This window comes from Tardibacter chloracetimidivorans (assembly GCF_001890385.1).
Classification (GTDB): Bacteria; Pseudomonadota; Alphaproteobacteria; order Sphingomonadales; family Sphingomonadaceae; genus Tardibacter; species Tardibacter chloracetimidivorans.
The window spans coordinates 192,187-210,186 of the sequence record NZ_CP018221.1; the positions used below are offsets into that span (position 1 = coordinate 192,187).

17 protein-coding genes, 2 tRNA genes and 1 pseudogene are annotated in these 18,000 nt (G+C 63.6%); 12 read left to right on the forward strand and 8 right to left on the reverse strand.

Annotated features, from left to right (window positions below):
- Positions 1-128 precede the first annotated feature (128 nt).
- Positions 129-1,211 carry a site-specific DNA-methyltransferase gene (locus tag BSL82_RS01015; RefSeq protein ID WP_083578968.1) on the forward strand — a complete coding sequence of 361 codons (1,083 nt, stop codon included), beginning with the start codon at positions 129-131 and terminating at the stop codon, positions 1,209-1,211.
- On the forward strand, positions 1,204-2,334 hold the full coding sequence (gene folP / locus BSL82_RS01020) for a dihydropteroate synthase (protein WP_072595630.1): 1,131 nt from the start codon (positions 1,204-1,206) through the stop codon (positions 2,332-2,334). The genes BSL82_RS01015 and folP overlap by 8 nt, the downstream gene beginning before the upstream one ends.
- Here folP and BSL82_RS01025 read toward each other — a convergent pair.
- Positions 2,331-2,513: pseudogene (locus tag BSL82_RS01025) on the reverse strand (helix-turn-helix domain-containing protein); the annotation flags it as partial. The gene folP and the pseudogene BSL82_RS01025 overlap by 4 nt on opposite strands.
- 209 nt (positions 2,514-2,722) lie before the next feature.
- Here BSL82_RS01025 and BSL82_RS01030 point away from each other — a divergent pair.
- From BSL82_RS01030 to BSL82_RS01045, 4 genes are read left to right on the forward strand one after another with little or no spacing between them, the layout of a single operon-like run.
- Positions 2,723-2,863 (forward strand): aa3-type cytochrome c oxidase subunit IV, encoded by a 141-nt coding sequence (locus BSL82_RS01030; RefSeq protein ID WP_226998541.1) that lies wholly within the window; start codon positions 2,723-2,725, stop codon positions 2,861-2,863.
- Complete coding sequence (locus BSL82_RS01035; protein ID WP_072595631.1) at positions 2,863-3,993, forward strand: NAD(P) transhydrogenase subunit alpha; 1,131 nt, start codon at positions 2,863-2,865, stop codon at positions 3,991-3,993. The genes BSL82_RS01030 and BSL82_RS01035 overlap by 1 nt, the downstream gene beginning before the upstream one ends.
- Before the next feature lie 11 nt (positions 3,994-4,004).
- A complete protein-coding gene (locus BSL82_RS01040) occupies positions 4,005-4,292 on the forward strand; it encodes a proton-translocating transhydrogenase family protein (protein WP_072595632.1) in 288 nt (95 codons plus the stop codon).
- A gap of 40 nt (positions 4,293-4,332) precedes the next feature.
- Positions 4,333-5,754, forward strand: a complete 1,422-nt coding sequence (locus BSL82_RS01045) for an NAD(P)(+) transhydrogenase (Re/Si-specific) subunit beta (protein WP_072595633.1) — start codon at positions 4,333-4,335, stop codon at positions 5,752-5,754.
- 16 nt (positions 5,755-5,770) lie between these two features.
- On the opposite strand, the gene BSL82_RS21600 is transcribed toward BSL82_RS01045, so the two are convergent.
- Complete coding sequence (locus BSL82_RS21600) at positions 5,771-5,908, reverse strand: hypothetical protein (RefSeq protein WP_158010587.1); 138 nt, start codon at positions 5,906-5,908, stop codon at positions 5,771-5,773.
- Between the two features lie 81 nt (positions 5,909-5,989).
- Positions 5,990-6,469: an Lrp/AsnC family transcriptional regulator gene (locus BSL82_RS01050; protein WP_072595634.1), complete on the reverse strand. Its 480-nt coding sequence runs from the start codon at positions 6,467-6,469 to the stop codon at positions 5,990-5,992.
- Positions 6,470-6,643: 174 nt separating this feature from the next.
- Between BSL82_RS01050 and BSL82_RS01055 the strand changes: the two genes are divergently transcribed.
- Positions 6,644-8,662, forward strand: a complete 2,019-nt coding sequence (locus BSL82_RS01055) for a sensor histidine kinase (protein WP_072595635.1) — start codon at positions 6,644-6,646, stop codon at positions 8,660-8,662.
- A 79-nt stretch (positions 8,663-8,741) separates the two neighbouring features.
- Positions 8,742-8,817: transfer RNA gene (locus tag BSL82_RS01060), tRNA-Ile, on the forward strand.
- Between the two features lie 19 nt (positions 8,818-8,836).
- On the opposite strand, the gene BSL82_RS01065 is transcribed toward BSL82_RS01060, so the two are convergent.
- On the reverse strand, positions 8,837-9,088 hold the full coding sequence (locus BSL82_RS01065) for a DUF3297 family protein (RefSeq protein ID WP_072598533.1): 252 nt from the start codon (positions 9,086-9,088) through the stop codon (positions 8,837-8,839).
- Between the two features lie 145 nt (positions 9,089-9,233).
- On the opposite strand from BSL82_RS01065, the gene BSL82_RS01070 reads away from it, so the two are divergent.
- Positions 9,234-10,211 (forward strand): diguanylate cyclase, encoded by a 978-nt coding sequence (locus BSL82_RS01070; protein WP_072595636.1) that lies wholly within the window; start codon positions 9,234-9,236, stop codon positions 10,209-10,211.
- A gap of 72 nt (positions 10,212-10,283) precedes the next feature.
- Positions 10,284-10,748 carry a hypothetical protein gene (locus BSL82_RS01075; protein ID WP_072595637.1) on the forward strand — a complete coding sequence of 155 codons (465 nt, stop codon included), beginning with the start codon at positions 10,284-10,286 and terminating at the stop codon, positions 10,746-10,748.
- 87 nt (positions 10,749-10,835) lie between these two features.
- On the opposite strand, the gene yghU is transcribed toward BSL82_RS01075, so the two are convergent.
- The 3 genes from yghU to BSL82_RS01090 form a co-directional block, all read right to left on the reverse strand.
- Entirely contained in the window at positions 10,836-11,699 is an 864-nt protein-coding gene (gene yghU, locus BSL82_RS01080; RefSeq protein WP_072598534.1) for a glutathione-dependent disulfide-bond oxidoreductase, read from the reverse strand.
- Positions 11,700-11,820: 121 nt separating this feature from the next.
- Positions 11,821-11,913: transfer RNA gene (locus BSL82_RS01085), tRNA-Ser, on the reverse strand.
- Between the two features lie 41 nt (positions 11,914-11,954).
- On the reverse strand, positions 11,955-13,259 hold the full coding sequence (locus BSL82_RS01090; RefSeq protein ID WP_072595638.1) for a UDP-glucose dehydrogenase family protein: 1,305 nt from the start codon (positions 13,257-13,259) through the stop codon (positions 11,955-11,957).
- Between the two features lie 163 nt (positions 13,260-13,422).
- Here BSL82_RS01090 and BSL82_RS01095 point away from each other — a divergent pair, with 163 nt between their 5' ends.
- The gene (locus BSL82_RS01095; protein WP_072595639.1) at positions 13,423-14,196 is read left to right on the forward strand and encodes a DUF1134 domain-containing protein; all 774 of its coding nucleotides are present in this window, start codon (positions 13,423-13,425) and stop codon (positions 14,194-14,196) included.
- Positions 14,197-14,418: 222 nt separating this feature from the next.
- Here the strand turns inward: BSL82_RS01095 and lepA are convergent, their stop codons facing one another.
- The gene (gene lepA, locus BSL82_RS01100; RefSeq protein WP_072595640.1) at positions 14,419-16,227 is read right to left on the reverse strand and encodes a translation elongation factor 4; all 1,809 of its coding nucleotides are present in this window, start codon (positions 16,225-16,227) and stop codon (positions 14,419-14,421) included.
- Positions 16,228-16,616: 389 nt separating this feature from the next.
- On the opposite strand from lepA, the gene BSL82_RS01105 reads away from it, so the two are divergent.
- The gene (locus tag BSL82_RS01105; RefSeq protein WP_072595641.1) at positions 16,617-17,915 is read left to right on the forward strand and encodes an FAD-dependent oxidoreductase; all 1,299 of its coding nucleotides are present in this window, start codon (positions 16,617-16,619) and stop codon (positions 17,913-17,915) included.
- The last annotated feature ends 85 nt before the right edge of the window (positions 17,916-18,000 follow it).

Consider the following 18,000-nt stretch of genomic DNA (forward strand, 5'->3'; position numbering starts at 1 on the left):
CCTGTAGTGGTTGGCGCTACAAATCCCTCCACAGCCCTATCCACCGGCCTGTCCACAGGTGCGACTCGTGGGTTGCCTTGGGATTCCGGGTGATTCAAGGTGGACTTCTGTTGCTTGACGGGGGTCCAATGAGAAGAAACGCCTTGCCGCTGGATATGATAATTCAGGGCGACTGCATCGCCGCCATGAACGAACTGCCCGAGAACTCGGTCGATCTGGTCTTTGCGGATCCTCCCTATAATCTCCAGCTTGGTGGTGACCTTTTCCGTCCGGAAGGCGGCCGCGTCGACGCGGTGACCGACGATTGGGACAAGTTCGACACTTTCCAGACCTATGACAGCTTCACCGCCGAATGGCTGAAGGCGGCGCGCCGCATCCTGAAGGACGATGGAACGCTGTGGGTGATCGGCAGCTATCACAACATCTTTCGCGTCGGCGCGAAGCTGCAGGACGAGGGATTCTGGATCCTGAACGACATCATCTGGCGCAAGGCCAATCCGATGCCCAATTTCAAGGGCACGCGCTTCACCAACGCGCATGAGACGCTGATCTGGGCGTCAAAGAGCGAGAACGCCCGCTATCGCTTCAACTACAAGGCGATGAAGGCGATGAACGAGGAGCTGCAGATGCGCTCCGACTGGGTGCTGCCGATCTGCTCGGGCGGCGAGCGCGTGAAGGTGGACGGCGTGAAGGCGCATCCCACCCAGAAACCCGAGGCGCTGCTCTATCGCATCCTGCTCGCCTCGACCGAGCCGGGCGCGGTCGTGCTCGATCCGTTCTTCGGCACCGGCACCACGGGCGCGGTCGCCAAGCGGCTGGGCCGCCATTATATCGGCATCGACCGGGAGCCGCGCTATTGCCGTGTCGCGCAGGACCGGATCGATGGAGTTCTGCCGCTGGACGAGTCCGCGATGCTGACGATGCAGTCGAAAAAGGCGGCTCCGCGCGTGCCCTTTGGTGCCTTGGTCGAGAACGGTCTCATCCAGCCGGGGGCGACCCTTACCGACCTCGGGCGACGCTACAGGGCGCGGGTGCGCGCCGATGGCAGCGTCCAGATGGACGGCCACGAAGGCTCCATCCATCAGATCGGCGCGGCGGCGCAAGGCGCGCCAAGCTGCAACGGCTGGACCTTCTGGCATGTCGATGACGGCAAAAGCCTTATCTGCCTTGATCGTCTGCGCGACGCGTATCGCTCCAACCTCGATGCCTGATACCCGGCTGGGCGATCTGCCCGAGGATGTCCGGGTTTATCTGCGGCCGACCGGGTTCATCGATGCGCCGTTCGGCCATGACGGAAAGGCCTTGCGGCTTGCGGGCGGGCTGCTCTGGTTTTCAGCCGTCGAACTGATCGCAGCGCAGGACGAAAAGCGGGTCCGGTCGGAGCTTGTTCCGGTCGAGCGGCTGGAGGCAACGCTGGCAGAACTGGCCGCCGGCCCGCGCGCCTCTGCGGAAAGCACATTGGCGCGGCTGACCGCAGAGCGTCCCGCGCTACGGCTTGGCGAGCGGACGCTTCGGTTCGACCAGCCGCATGTCATGGGCATATTGAACATGACTCCGGACAGTTTTTCCGACGGCGGGCGCAACATGGACGCCGATGCGGCCGCCTCCGCCGCGGTCGACATGGCAGCCGCGGGTGCGTCGATCATCGACATAGGCGGCGAGTCGACTCGGCCGGGCGCGCAGCCCGTGTGGGAGGGCGATGAACTTGCCCGCGTGCAGCCGGTTCTGCAGCGCCTGAAGGCATCGGGTGCGGTGCTTTCGATCGACACGCGCAAGGCCTCGGTGATGGAGGCTGCGCTCGACGCCGGGGCGCATATCGTGAACGACGTGTCCGCCCTGACCTTTGACGACGCGGCGATCGGCGTCGTGGCGCGTTCAGCCTGTCCCGTAGTGCTGATGCATCATCAGGGCGACCCGCAGACGATGCAGGACCAGCCGAGCTATGCCGATCCGCTCATCGAGGTCTATGACTGGCTGCAACGCCGGATAGCGGCGGCCGAAGCGGGAGGGATAGCCCGCGAGCGGATCATCATCGATCCCGGTATCGGTTTCGGCAAGCGGCTGCGGCACAATCTCGATCTGTTGAACGGACTTGCGCTGTTCCACGGGCTGGGCTGCCCGATTCTGCTGGGGGCGAGCCGCAAACGGTTGATCGGCGCGCTGGCGAATGAAGCGCCCGTGGAGGAGCGCCTCGGTGGCTCGATTGCTCTCGCCATGACCGGGCTTGCAAGCGGCGTGCAGATATTACGTGTGCATGACGTGCGTGAAACGGTGCAGGCGGCAAAGGTCTGGCGCGGGCTTCGCGACGCCGCGCTGACGCCGCCGCTATCCTAGCGGCCGCGTTCGATATCAAGTTCGGCGAGCTTGCGGTAAAGGGTGGAACGCCCGATACCGAGCCGCCGCGCGACTTCGCTCATCTGTCCGCGATAATGGCGGATCGCGATGCGGATGATATCGGCTTCCAGTTCGTCAAGCGATCTGACATGACCATTGGCCTCGAACAACGGAATTCCCTCGCCACAAGCCGATTCGCTCGTTGCCAGGCCCGCCTCGTCCGGCGGAAATACACTGCGAAGATGGGCGCTCATACCTGCCTCGATCAATCAACTAATGCTTTGCGCTCTACCGCGATCGAGGTTAAGGCGGCCTAAACGCTGACAGGCTTCGACGTTATCGCCGAAGCCTGTCTCGTATCTGGCTATAAACAGCGACAGGGATGGCCATGACGGCAAACGACGCTTCAAACGGTATGGACTATAAGGCGCACGAGAGCACCTATTCCGGTTTTCTCGTCCTGTTCAAATGGGGAACCATTGTCAGCCTGGTCGCCGCGGCTGTCGTCATCGCGATCCTCGTTTACTGATGAAGATCGCGGTTCTGCGTGAGGGCGCTGCCGGGGAGCGCCGGGTGGCCGCCGTTCCCGAGACGGTGAAGAAGTTTATCGGGCTGGGTGCGACCATGGCGGTCGAGACCGGGGCCGGATCGACGGCTTCTGTCAGCGACGCTGAATATGAAGCCGCAGGCGCGTCGGTTGCCGACCGGGCGTCGGTGCTGAAGGATGCCGACATCATTCTCGGCGTGCAGGGGCCCGATCCGGCGTCGCTCGCCGGATTGAAGCCGGGCGCGTGGCTGGTAGCCGGACTCAATCCGTTCGGAGAACGCGCGCGGGTGGACGCCTATGCGGGCGCCGGGATCGAGGCGCTGGCGATGGAGTTCATGCCGCGGATCACGCGCGCCCAGTCGATGGACATATTGTCGTCGCAGTCTAACCTTTCGGGCTACAAGGCGGTGCTGGACGCGGCGTCGGTCTATGGCCGGGCGCTGCCGATGATGATGACTGCGGCGGGCACCATTTCCGCCGCGCGGGTGTTCATCATGGGCGTCGGCGTTGCCGGCTTGCAGGCGATTGCCACCGCCAAGCGGCTGGGCGCGATTGTCTCTGCGACCGACGTCCGCGCCGCGACCAGGGAGCAGATCGAGAGCCTTGGCGCAAAGGCGATCTTCGTCGAGGACGTGAAGGGCATCGAAGGCGAGGGAACGGGCGGCTACGCCACCGAAATGTCCGACGAATACAAGGCGGCACAGGCGGCGCTGGTGTCCGGACATATCGCCAAGCAGGACATCGTCATCACCACTGCGCTGATCCCCGGACGCCCCGCGCCCCGGCTGATCAGCGACGCGCAGGTCGCATCGATGCGCCCCGGTTCGGTGATCGTCGACCTGGCGGTGGAGCAGGGCGGCAATGTCGAAGGCGCGGTCGCCGGTGAAGTGGTGGAGCGGCATGGCGTGACCATAGTCGGGCACCGGAATGTACCGTCGCGGCTGGCGGCCGACACCTCGGCGCTTTTCGCCCGCAACCTTTATAATTTCCTGTCGGCTTTCTGGGACAAGGACGCGGGCCGCCCGCTGCTTCCCGATGGCGATGAAATCGGCGACGCGATCCGGCTGACCAGGGGCGGTCAGGTGGTCAATCCGCGCCTGCTGCAGAACTGAGGGGACAGACGATGGACTTCATCTCGATCCTGTCGATCTTCGTAATGGCGTGTTTCGTCGGCTATTATGTCGTCTGGTCGGTGACGCCCGCGCTTCACACGCCGCTGATGGCAGTGACCAACGCGATCTCGTCGGTGATCGTCGTGGGCGCGCTGATCGCAAGCGCCGCCGCCGGATCGGCCACGTCCAAATGGCTGGGACTGATCGCCGTCGTGCTTGCAAGCATCAACATCTTCGGGGGCTTCGCCGTCACCGAACGGATGCTCGCCATGTACAAGAAGAAAGAGAAGAAGGGCTGACGCGGCCTTGGCTCGCTGTCGCCTTTTGGGGGAATAGATCATGCACGAAGCCGTTTCCGCCACGCCCGGCTGGGCCGCCGTCGCCTATCTGGTCGCGGGCATCTGCTTCATTCTGGCGCTGAGGGGGCTTTCCAGCCCCAGCAGTTCCCGCCGGGGCAACCGCTTCGGCATGTTCGGCATGGCGCTGGCGATGCTGACGACCATCTATCTGCATCTGAACGTTACAATCATCGAGATCGCGATCGCAATCGCGATCGGCGGCGTGATCGGCTTCATCACCGCGCGCAAGATCGCGATGACGGCGATGCCGCAGCTTGTCGCTGCCTTTCACTCGCTGGTGGGGCTTGCCGCAGTGCTGGTGGCCGCCGCCGCCTATCTCAACCCGCGCGCGTTCGGCATCGCCGACGTGCTGGGCGTGATCCATCAGGTCAGCCGGATCGAGATGGGGCTGGGCGTGGCGATCGGCGCGATCACCTTCTCAGGGTCGGTGATCGCCTTTCTGAAGCTGAACGGCAACATGTCCGGCAAGCCGATCATGCTGCCCGGCCGCCATGTCATCAATCTCGGCATGCTCGCGGGCATATTGGGCCTGATCGCCTATTTCCTGGTCGACCAGAGCCCCTGGGTGTTCTGGACGGTGACGGCACTCAGCTTCCTGATCGGCTTCCTTCTGATCATCCCCATCGGCGGCGCGGACATGCCGGTCGTGGTGTCGATGCTGAACAGCTATTCGGGCTGGGCGGCGGCCGCCATGGGCTTCACGCTCCAGAACACGGCGATGATCATCACCGGCGCGCTGGTGGGCTCGTCGGGCGCGATCCTCTCCTACATCATGTGCAAGGCGATGAACCGCAGCTTCATCTCGGTGATCGCGGGCGGCTTTGGCGCAGACAGCGGCGCGGGCGGCGCGGCCGCCGCCGCGACGGACCGGCCGTGGAAACGCGGTTCGTCCGAAGACGCCGCGTTCCTGATGAAGCAGGCCGAACAGGTCATCATCGTGCCGGGCTATGGCATGGCGGTGGCGCAGGCGCAGCACGCGCTTCGTGAGATGGGCGATCTGCTGAAGGCAGAGGGCGTCAGGGTGAAATACGCGATCCACCCGGTCGCGGGCCGTATGCCGGGGCACATGAACGTGCTGCTGGCCGAAGCCAATGTGCCCTATGACGAAGTGTTCGAGTTGGAGGACATCAACTCCGAGTTCGCGCAGACCGATGTCGCATTCGTCATCGGCGCGAACGACGTGACCAATCCGGCCGCCAAGACCGATAAGACCTCGCCCATCTACGGCATGCCCGTGCTTGACGTGGAAAAGGCCAAGACCGTGCTGTTCGTGAAGCGCTCCATGGGCGGCGTCGGCTATGCCGGCGTCGACAATGAGGTGTTCTACCGCGACAACACCATGATGCTGCTCGCTGACGCCAAGAAGATGGTCGAGGAAATCGTCAAGGCGCTGGGTCACTGACGAAGAGGGCTGCCCGTCAGCCCTCCTCCAGCCCCGGATAGGCGGCCTGCTTCAACAGGCCGGCCAGATGGGCCGCGTTCGATGCGAGCATGGCGGCCGTCTGGCTGATCTTGTCGGGCGTTTCGGGCAGGTCCTGGAAAGCCGTCGCGTGCATGGCCTCTCCCACCCAATAGCTGGCCCCGCCTGCCGGGATGGTGAAGCCGACATCGTTGAGTGCCTGGAACAGCTGGGCGGTCTATTCCTCGTCGACGGGGATGCCGGGCGCGTATTTCGACGTGCGGATCGTCAGTGACGTCTTGACGCCGGCGACATTGGGCGCGCTGGTGAGCCGCGCGGTGAGAAACTTCTGAAACTCCTGCAGATCATGGCTCACGATCTTGAGGATGAAGTCGATCTCGCCGTTGAGCATATGGCATTCGCGGACCTCGGGCAGCGCGTTCACATGCTCTTCAAAGGCGCGCAGATCAGCCTCGGCCTGGCTTTTCAGGCTCACCATCGCAAAGACGGTGATGCCATAGCCCAAGCGGTCCGGATCGAGTCGGGCGTGATAGCCGCGAATGATGCCGGATTCCTCCAGACTGCGGACCCGTCGCAGGCACGGGGGGGCGGTGAGGCCCACTTTCTCCGAAAGCGCGACATTTGTCGTCCGCCCATCCTCCTGCAACGTCCGCAGGATGAGTCGGTCGATCGGATCGAGAACCGCCGTGCCGGCCATGCTATTCCATCTGGTTAGTCGAACAGCGCTTTCACATAATTAAATTACTCGTTTGCGCAATATCCATTCGGAGGCATGTGCGTTAAAGGCGGCAATTGTTGGTAGCCTCTTAACCAATTGCGGCCAGAGAGGGATCAGGCGCAAACACAAGCAAAGCGGAGCCGGGAAACCAAGGTGCGCTTCGACGACATGATCGATACGGTGCTGGCGCAACCGCTGAACGGCGGTTCCGTTCGCGTGACCGTATACCGGCAGCTCGTCGATCTGATCGCACAGGGGCGGGCCGATCATGACGAACGGCTCGCGCGCCGCGCCTATGAGGCCATCGATGCGATTCGCGAAGACGTTCCACGCGAGGTGAGGGCGGGGCTCGCGCAGGGCCTTGCTGGATTTGCCGTGCCGGCCCGGCTTGTCGCGCATTTCAGCCGCGAAGAGGTGAAGGACGTCGCCGTGTTTCTGGCGTCCGCGCGGCTCGGCGAGGACGAATGGCTCGCCATTCTCCCGACAATGCCGCCGCAGTCCCGCAGCGTTCTCCGGTCGCGCCGCGATCTTCCCCAGCGCGTCCAGACGCTGCTGGAATCCTTTGGGCCGGCCGACCTTGCGCTTGCTGCGCCGGAAGAGCCGGAACTGCCCTGGACCGGGCTGGAAGGCCGGGAAGAAACGACGGCGCGCCCGGCCGCGCCTGCCGACGCGCTGCCGCCGATAGTCGAGCCCGCCAAGACCGCGCCCCAACCGACGCCCTTCGTCCGGCCCGCTCGTGAAACGGCGAAGGCACGGCGCGTCGACCATCTTTTCGCAACCGAAGCGCCGCAGCCCCAGCGCGCCGATGCACCGGCCGAACCAGCGCGCCCGCGCGATCCCGCCGTGGTCGAAGGCGAAACCCAGGTGCGGGAACTGCTCCGGCGCATCGAGGAGTTCCGCGCCCGCATCCCGCGCCCGCCAGAGGCGGCTTCGTATGAACCTTCTGACGCCGAAGATGCTTTGGAGTCGGAGTCGCATGTGCGGGAACATCCTTCGGCCGCAGAAGAGCCGATCGACGATATCCCGGAGAGCCAGTGGACGACCGTTCCGGAAGCGGAGGCTCCACATACGAAGCCACAGCTCGCCGTTCATGATTTCCGTTGGGAAACAGATACATCCGGGATGATCTTGTGGGTCGATGGCATCGCGCGCGAGGCGGTCATCGGCCGAACGGTCGCCCTGTCGGAGCCGGAGGCGATCGAAGGCGTGGACATGAAGGTGGCGACCGCATTCGCACGTCGTGCGCCATTCCGCGACGGCCGCCTGCGCCTGCCGGGCAGCGGAGAGGCGAGCGGCGTCTGGATGATCTCCGGAGTCCCGTTCTTCGATCCGCGCGGCGGGAGGTTCTGCGGGTTCAGGGGCACGGCGCGCCGCGTTCAAGAGGATGCAGCGGTTGCGGCGGAGGAGTTGGCGTCGCCCACGCCCGCCGCTCCGACCATCCTTGCGGAGCGCAGGCAGGAGCAGAAGGAACCGCCTTCGCCGGACGCAATCCGCCAGATGACGCACGAGCTTCGCACGCCGCTTAATGCAATCGTCGGCTTTGCCGAGATGATCGATCGGCAGATGCTTGGCCCCGCCGCGCAAGGCTATCGCGACCGGGCGCAGGATATATTGGCGGATGCGCACCGGCTGCTGGCGGCGATCGACGATATGGACGCCGCGGCGCGCGGCGCGAATGGAGCGCCCGACGGGCCGCCGCTGGTCGATGCGGGCGGATTGGTGGAACGGGTGATCGGCCGGTATCGCGGGCTTTCGCGCGAGCGCGGGATCGAGCTGATCGGAAGCATCGCCATCGGCCTTCCGGCGATAGAGACATCCGAGGAAGTGCTGGAGCGCGTCGTCGGCCGGCTGTTCGCGGCCGTCATCGGCGCGGCCCGGGCGGGGGACCGGCTGACCTATGGCGTCGGTTCCGGCGAGGGCGATTCGGTCCGGATTTTCCTCTCGCGTCCTGCCGCGCTTGCCGGAAGGGACGCCGAGGCGCTTTACGACCCTGCGTCGGCGGGCTTTGCCGCGGGCCTTGAAGCGCCCGCGCTTGGCCTCGGGTTCGGGTTGCGCCTTGTCCGTCAGCTTGCCTCGGCGCTTGGCGGGCAGTTCGAGATAGAGGATTCGCTTTTCATGCTCACCCTGCCTTGCAGCCGCGCACAGGCACGGCAGGCGGGAAATGTCGCCTGATTTGCATTGGCCGCGAGCGGACGCTTGCAGCGGACCGGCAAAGGGCGCTATCGGCGAACGGCTTTGACGCCATGCGGTGGGGCCTGTAGCTCAATGGTTAGAGCTGGCCGCTCATAACGGCTAGGTTGGGGGTTCGAGTCCCTCCGGGCCCACCAGCACTCCAAGCGAGCGATGTTATTCCTTCGCCGCCGCATCCTGGAAATAGGGCTCGACCTCGCCCTTCAGCTTCAGCGTCAGCGGGTTGCCCTGACGGTCGCGTGTGTTTCCCGCAGCCACCCGTATCCACCCTTCGCTGACGCAATATTCCTCCACATTGGTCTTTTCTACGCCCTTGAAGCGAATGCCTACGCCCCGCTGCAGAAGCGCCGCGTCATGATAGGGGCTGCGCGGGTCGATCGCGAGACGGTCGGGCGGAACATCGGTCATCTTGGCCTCTTGGATGTGCGAACAAATGCAAGAGGGCAGATAGACGCGCCGGTCCGGAATGCCAATGCGGTTCACGAAGCATCGCCAAGACTTCCTTAACCGGGCTTCGCTAGGAAAGGGGCGGGATCAGGGAAAGTAGCTTCCGATGGATGCGGACACCGGGGAATGTTCATTTGGCGATGGATTCTATCAAAGCCTCCTCAATGACTCTCCGGTCGGCTTCGCGCTTGTCTCCACCGATGGCCGCTGGCTGAGGGTCAACCGCGCGATTTCGCGCCTGCTCGGCTATTCCCCGGAAGAGCTTTCGAAGCTTAATTTCCAGAAACTCACCCATCCCGACGATCTGGAGGCCGATCTCCAACTGGTCGACGATCTGATCGCGGGGAGGCGCGAGAACTACCGGCTGGAAAAGCGCTATGTACGAAAGGACGGCAGCATCGTCTGGGGATTGCTGTCGGTCTCCATGTCCAGGGATGAACGGGGGCGGCCAGCCCATTTCATCTCCCAGATCGTGGACATGACCGATGTTCGCGAGATCCAGCGTGAACTGGAGCACAAGGCGCTGCACGATCCGCTGACCGGCCTTCCCAATCGCCGCAAGTTTCAGATGACCCTGACCGAAGCCCTGGAGAGCGCCCGGCGGACAGGCAAGGAACATTGCCTGTGCTTCATGGACCTGGACGGATTCAAGGCCGTCAACGACACCGCGGGGCACGAATATGGCGACATGGTGCTGGTTGCGGTGAGCCGCGAACTTGAAAAATCGATCCGCAGCGGAGATCAGGTCGCCCGCTTTGGCGGCGACGAATTCGGCATAATCCTGTTCGATTGCGGGGTGGAGACCGGACGGGTGATATTGGAGCGGCTGAGAAAGCGCGTGTCCGCAGTGACGATCGGAAGGAACCGGAATCTTGACCCGGTGACCGCCAGCATCGGCGTCGCCGCCATCACGCCGACCACCGCCTCCGCCCGCGACGCGCTGCGCCGCGCGGACCTCGCGTGCTATGAGGCGAAGCGGGCAGGGCGCAATGTCGTGCGTGTCCATGGAGCCTCCGTCCCGCCGTCGAACGTCATCGGCTTTCAGGGCAGGGGAAGCGCTGCGTCATCGCGGCTTTCGGCCTGACCCCGGGTTCACCCCCCATTCAACGGGCAGCGTTTACCCTCGCACGATAGACCCTGTGCGGGAGACGATGTTATGAGGATGCCGATGTCTCGCCCGGCCGGACTGGCCGCGCTGCTGATCGCCGGCCTGGCCCTTTCCGGATGCATGACCGACGGATACGGGCGTTCCTACGGATCGGTTTCGGTCGGTTCCGGCTGGTATGACGACTACGGCTACCCCGGATATTATCCGGGCTACTACGGCTATGATTATGGCTATCGGGACAGCCCCGGATATTATCATGTGCCCCGACACCGCCATTCTTCACGCTGGAAGGACCGCAAGCCGGACGGAAAGTGGGAAGGCAGGCGGCATTCGGACAAGTCCCGCTGGAGCGGCAAGGACCGCGCCGAGGCGCGCGAGCGCTGGCGCGAACGCTCAACGGAGGCGGAGGTGAAGCGTGTGCCGTCGCGCATCGAACGGCGGCACATGAACCAGTCGCGCCCCGGCTTTCAGGGCCGCCCCCCACGCGCAGAGCGTTCGAAAGACAGGCGTTAACCGGAACCCCGTGAAGGCCGGGGCCGCATTGTTCGACGGTCCCGGCTCTTCGCGTTCGCCGAACATCCGAGGGCGCTATGCCCTCCGTCAGGAGTCGCCGGTTGCCTCCAGCTTGTCTTGCGTTCTGGTTTCGAAATCGGCGGCGCTGTGTCGTTCATGCAATTGGCCTTCGAGCGGGCCGTTGAGGCGGTTGACCATCACCCCGCGCTGCACCGCCGGCCGCTCGCCGATCTGCCGCGCCCATCTGATCAAGTGCGTGTAGCTGTCAGCCGACAGGAATTCGGAAGCCTCGTAGGCGTCGCCCGTCACGACGCGGCCATACCACGGCCAGATCGCGATGTCGGCGATGCTGTAGGCGTCTCCTGCGATATACTCGCTATCGGCCAGTTGCCGGTCGAGGACATCCAGTTGGCGCTTCACCTCCATGGTGTAGCGGTTGATGGCATATTCGTATTTTTCAGGCGCATAGAGGTAGAAGTGACCGAAGCCGCCTCCCAGCAGGGGGGCGCTGCCCATCTGCCAGAACAGCCAACTCAGCACCTCGGTGCGGCTGGCATGATCGGTCGGGAGAAAGGCCCCGAATTTCTCGGCGAGATAAAGCAGGATCGCGCCGGATTCGAACACGCGCTGGGGCGGCGATGTGCCGCGATCGAGCAGCGCGGGGATCTTGCTGTTCGGATTGACGGACACGAAGCCGGAGGAGAACTGGTCGCCTTCGGTGATACGGATCGGCCAGGCGTCATATTCCGCGTTCATGCCAAGCTCGAGCAACTCCTCGAGCATGATGGTCACCTTCTGGCCGTTGGGCGTCGCCAGCGAATATAGCTGAAGGGGGTGCTCGCCGACCGGAAGGTCTTTCTCGTGCGTCGCGCCGGCGATCGGACGATTGATGCTCGCAAATGCGCCGCCGGTTTTTCCGGCATCCCACGTCCACACGCGCGGGGGACATATGGCTCTGCGGTCATTGGATTTCGCTCCTGGTGTTGTTCCCCCGTTAGCGTCGGGCAAAAGTGCTCGGGGATGATCTGGGCCAGATTGAACCGACGTCTCCGGGCGATAAACAACGGCGAACTGGCGGAGACGGAGGGATTCGAACCCTCGGTAGGAGTAATCCCCCTACGGCGGTTTAGCAAACCGCTGGTTTCAGCCACTCACCCACGTCTCCCGGAGTCGGCCGAGCGGCTATAGCCGGGCTTCGCGCAGGGTTCAACTGCGTCCGATGGAAGTATATTCCAGCCCGGCGCGCGTCACCTCATCCACCGGATAGATGTTCCGCAGATCGACGAAAACGGGCGATTTCAGCAGCGACTTCACGCGCTTCAGGTCCAGCGCGCGGAATGCGTCCCATTCCGTCACGATCACCACCGCGTCGGCGCCCTCGATCGCGCCATAGGCGCTTTCGGCGTAATCGACGTTTTCGATGACGCGCCGGGCCTGATCCATGCCCACGGGGTCATAGGCGCGGACCCGCGCGCCTGCGTCCTGAAGCGTCTGGACGATGGCGATCGACGGCGCTTCGCGCATGTCGTCGGTGTTGGGCTTGAACGTCAGGCCAAGCACGGCCACGGTCTTGCCGCGCGCGTTGCCGCCCATGGCGCTGATGACCTTGCGGCCCATCGCCCGCTTGCGGTTGTCGTTTACTGCCACGGTCGCCTCCACGATCCGCACGGGCGAATCATGGTCCTGCGCCGTCTTCAGCAGCGCCAGCGTGTCCTTGGGGAAGCAGGAGCCGCCATAGCCCGGCCCTGCATGAAGGAACTTCGACCCGATGCGGTTGTCGAGGCCGATGCCGCGCGCGACGTCCTGTACGTTCGCGCCCACCTGCTCGCACAGGTCCGCGATTTCGTTGATGAAGGTGATCTTGACCGCGAGAAAGGCGTTGGCGGCGTATTTGATCAGCTCCGCCGTACGGCGCGCGGTGAACAGCAGGGGAGAGCGGTTGAGGTACAATGGCCGGTAGAGCTGGGCCATCACCTCCTGCGCGCGTTCGCTGGTGGTGCCCACGACGATGCGGTCGGGCCGCTTGAAATCCTCTATCGCCGCGCCTTCGCGCAGGAACTCCGGATTGGAAACGACATCGAAATCGGCTTGCGGCGCGACGTCCCTGACGATGCGCTCCACTTCGTCGCCGGTGCCGACAGGCACGGTCGATTTGGTGACGATAATGGTATAGCCGGAAAGCGACTGTGCGATTTCTTCCGCCGCGGCATGAACATAGCTGAGATCGGCATGGCCGTCGCCGCGACGCGACGGTGTGCCGACCGCGATGAACACTGCATCGGCGCTGGCGACCGCATCGGCCAGTTCGGTGGTGAAGGACAGCCGGCCCGCCGCCACGTTGGTTGCGACAAGATCGTCGAGGCCCGGCTCATAGATCGGGATCTTGCCGGCATTCAGCGCCTCAATCTTCGCACTGTCCTTGTCGACGCACACGACTTCATGGCCGAAATCGGCAAAGCAGGTTCCGGATACAAGCCCCACATAGCCTGAACCGATGATCGTCACCTGCATAGCTTACTCCCTGATCTAAACCGCGCTGGACCTATGCCGGGCCAGTCCTTGCGTGTCGAGCCGCTCAAATTCGCCTTTTGCCGATCCGTTCATTGCACTGACAGGCCAGATCGCGATAACGGTCAATATCTAGCGGCAGATCGCAAGCGGGGAGAAAGGTTTGATGCGCCTCAAACGAGCCAAGTTGAGCTTAGCCTTATGGGCAGTTCTCATACCATCGGCGCTTGCTCCCCTGTCGGCCCATGCGCAAACGGGTGATGCCGCGCTGAACGCGGCCAATGCCGATCTGGCTCCGGTCGGGACCGTCGACCCTGCAGCAGCGGCCGGCCAGCCGGTGCAGCCGCAAGCCCAGTCTCCGGTTCCAGCTGCCGCAGCGGTGCCGTCGGGCCAGCCGGAAACGGGCGGCGCGCAGGCAGACGCCGCAGCGGCCGCCGCCGGAACCTCGCCTTCAGCCCAGACCTATTCGCAGGAAGATGTGCTCGCCAAGGCCGAGAATGTTTTCGGTAAGGGCGCCGAAGGGCTTGCCGGATTGATTGAGGGCATCTTCCGGGAAAATGGCGAGCCCAACGGCTATATCGTCGGCCGGGAGGCGGGCGGCGCGTTTGCCGTCGGCCTGCGTTATGGCTCGGGCACGCTGTTCCACAAGGTGGAGGGCGAGCGTCCGGTCTATTGGACCGGGCCGTCCGTCGGCTTTGACATCGGCGCGGATGCGTCGAAGACATTCGCGCTCGTCTATCACCTTTATGACACCGAGAGTCTGTTCGAGCGCTTTCCGCAGATCGAGGGCAAGCTCTATTTCGTCGGCGGCTTCACTGCCAATTATCTGCAGCGCGACGATATCATCATCGTTCCGATCAAGCTCGGCGTCGGCTGGCGGCTGGGGGCCAATGTGGGCTATATGAAGTTCTCGAAGAAATCGAAGATATTGCCGTTCTGAATGGTCATCCGGCCGCATCGTACGGCAAATCGACGATCGACACCCCGCCTTCATCCGATCCGGACATAAAATCTTCTTTGGGACCTGAATATACCCATTTCCGGGAATAGGCGGGTGTCCAAAAAAGGGATAATCAGGCTCGGCGAACCGGATAGTGGAAAAGCTTGCGCTTGGAAGCTGTCCCCCAACTACCGCCCACTTCCCCCGAAGTGGGCGTTTTTTCTATTTGTCGTCGCCCATGCGCAGCGCCGCGATGAAGGCTTCCTGCGGGATCTGGACGCTGCCGTACTCGCGCATCCGCTTCTTGCCTTCCTTCTGCTTTTCCAGAAGCTTCTTCTTGCGGCTGATGTCGCCGCCATAGCATTTGGCGGTCACGTCCTTGCGGAGGGCGGCTATGGTTTCGCGCGCGATGACCCGGCCGCCGATGGCCGCCTGAATCGGAATCTTGAACAGGTGGCGGGGGATCAGGTCCTTCATCCGCTCGCACATGTGACGGCCGCGCGCTTCCGCCTGGCTGCGGTGGACGATCATCGCCAGCGCGTCGACATTCTCGCTGTTCACAAGGATCGTCATCTTCACCAGGTCGCCCTCGCGGTGGCCGATCTGCTGATAATCGAAGCTGGCGTATCCCCGGCTGATCGACTTCAGCCGGTCGTAGAAGTCGAACACCACTTCGTTGAGCGGCAGTTCATAGGTGAGCTGCGCCCGCCCGGCGACATAGGTGAGGTTCTTCTGGATGCCGCGCCGGTCCTGGCACAGCTTCAGGATGCTGCCGAGATATTCGTCGGGCACATAGATGGTGGCGTCGATCCACGGCTCCTCGATGCGGTCTATATGGACCGGGTCGGGCATGTCGGCCGGATTGTGAAGCTCCTTCATCGACCCGTCGTTCATGAAGATGTTGTAGACCACCGAAGGCGCGGTGGTGATGAGGTCGAGGTCATATTCCCGGCTGAGCCGTTCCTGAATGATCTCCAGATGCAAAAGGCCCAGGAAGCCGCAGCGGAAACCGAAGCCGAGCGCGGCCGATGTCTCCATCTCGAAGCTGAACGAGGCGTCGTTGAGGCGGAGCTTGTACATGCTCTCGCGCAGCTTCTCGAAGTCGTTGGCGTCGACGGGAAAAAGGCCGCAGAACACCACCGGCTGCGCTTCCTTGAAGCCGGGCAGGGGGGCGGCCGTGGGTCTTTTCGCATCGGTGATCGTATCGCCGACGGCGGTCTGCGACACCTCCTTGATCTGCGCGGTGATGAAGCCGATCTCGCCCGGGCCAAGCGCGTCGAGCGTCTCGATCTTGGGGCGGAAGCAACCGACGCGATCGATCAGATGGATGGTGCCCGCCTGCATGAACTTGACTTGCTGGCCCTTCTTCAGCGCGCCGTCGATCACGCGGACAAGGATGACGACGCCGAGGTAGGGGTCGTACCAGCTATCGACGAGCATCGCCTTGAGCGGCGCGTTCGGATCGCCCTTGGGCGGCGGAATGCGGTGGACGATGGCTTCCAGTATTTCGTCGATGCCGATGCCGGTCTTGGCGCTGGCAAGCACCGCATCGTCGGCGGGAAGGCCGATGATGTCCTCGATCTCCGCCTTCACCTTCTCCGGTTCGGCGGCGGGCAGGTCGATCTTGTTGATCACGGGCACGATTTCATGGTCATGCTCGATCGACTGATAGACGTTGGCCAGCGTCTGCGCCTCCACGCCCTGGGCCGCGTCCACCACCAGCAGCGCGCCCTCGCAGGCGGCGAGCGAGCGCGACACCTCATAGGCGAAATCGACATGGCCCGGCGTGTCCATCAGGTTGAGGACATAGCTTTCGCCGTTCTTCGCGGTGTAGTTCAGGCGGACCGTCTGTGCCTTGATGGTGATGCCGCGCTCGCGCTCGATATCCATATTGTCCAGCACCTGCTCGGACATTTCGCGATCGGTCAGCCCGCCGGTGCGCTGGATCAGCCGGTCGGCAAGGGTGGACTTGCCATGGTCGATGTGCGCGATGATCGAGAAGTTGCGGATGCGGTCTATCGGTGCGGTCATGCGCGCGGCGTTAGCCGAAAACACGGGCTTGTGTAAGGGGGCGAAGCGCTACGCGAATTCGCTCCGCCATCGCGCGTCGAAGCATTTTACACCCGCCGAAGCCGTTAACCATAACCAAATTGGTTAATATGGCGGATTTCCGTCTCTTTCCATCATTTGGCACGAGTGATGCAGAAATGAGGGTACGTGGTCTTGGACCCTTTCCACCACGTTATTGATGCGAGTTTCGGGTGGCGTCCGGACTTGCGCAAGCGGCCTCGGCCGCTAACCCGCTTCTCGCCGTCAATGACCGCTTCCCGACCTAGACCCCCGGGAAGCGGTTTTTTCCTCCAAGTCCTTGCTGCGATGGCTGGATGCGCTAGCATCGGCTTAAAAGCGAGGAGTTGTGGATGCTGCACGTCGCGATCATTGGTTCCGGCCCCGCCGGTTATTACACCGCCGAGGCACTGCAAAAACAGTTCGGCGACGAAGTACGCATTGATGTCATCGACAGGCTGCCGACCCCGTTCGGGCTGATTCGGGCAGGGGTTGCCCCGGATCATCAATCGATCAAGGCGGTGTCGCGGCGCTACGAAACCACCGCGCTGACGGACAATGTCCGTTTCATCGGCAATATAGATATCGGCAGTTCGGTGACGGTGGCCGAGCTGCTCGACCTTTACCATGCGGTCGTGGTGGCGACCGGCGCTCCGGGCGACAGAAAGCTCGGCATTCCGGGCGAGGAACTGCCGGGCGTGATCGGTTCGGCCACGCTGGTCGGCTGGTACAATGGTCACCCGGCCTTCGCGCATCTGGATCCACCGCTGCTGACCGATTCCGTGGCTGTCATAGGCGCGGGCAATGTCGCGCTGGACGTCACGCGCGTGCTCGCCAAGACGCGCGACGAGTTCGAGGGATCGGACATCGCCCGCCATGCCCTTGCCGCGCTCAGCCTTTCCGGGGTGAAGCACATCCACATCGTCAGCCGACGCGGGCCGCACCAGATCCAGATGACGCCCAAGGAACTGGGCGAGTTGGGGGAGCTTCAACGGGCCGTGCCGCATGTCCGGTCAGAGGATCTGCCTCCCGAGGAAGCCGATGCCGGGCTAGAGCCGGGCGTGCGCAAATCGGTGACGCATCTCCGGCAGTTCGCGCGGACCAACGGCCGGGACGCGGAAATCGACATCCGCTTCGACTTTTACATGCGGCCCGTCCGGATCGAGGGCGAGGGCAGGGTGGAACGCCTGATCGTGGAGCGAACGCGGCTGGACGAAAACGGAAATGCAGTCGGAACCGGGGAGGAGATCGTCATTCCCTGCGGAATGGTGGTGTCGTGCATCGGCTATCGGACCCATCCGATACCCGGCATTCCCTATGACGACAGGCTTGGGCGGTTCACGAACGAGGAGGGGCGCATCGCGCCCGGCCTTTATTGCGTGGGCTGGGCACGGCGCGGGCCGACCGGGACGATCGGCACCAACCGTCCCGACGGGTTCGCCATCGCCGAACTGATCGCGGCCGATGCGCCTTCGGGCACAAGGGAAGGGCGGCCGGGCCTTGATCGGCTGATCGCCACGCGTGGGCTGAAGGTCGTGACCTTTCAGGACTGGAAGAAGATCGACGCCGCCGAAATCGCACGGGCGCGCGACGGCAGCCCGCGAGAGAAATTCACGAGCATCGACGAGATGCTGTCGGCGATCAATCCATGATGCGGCGGCGTTCTAAACCCGCTTGCGGTCAACACCAACGCCTCCTATAAGCCGCGCCACTGCGCCCCCCCGGTTCACGCCGGGG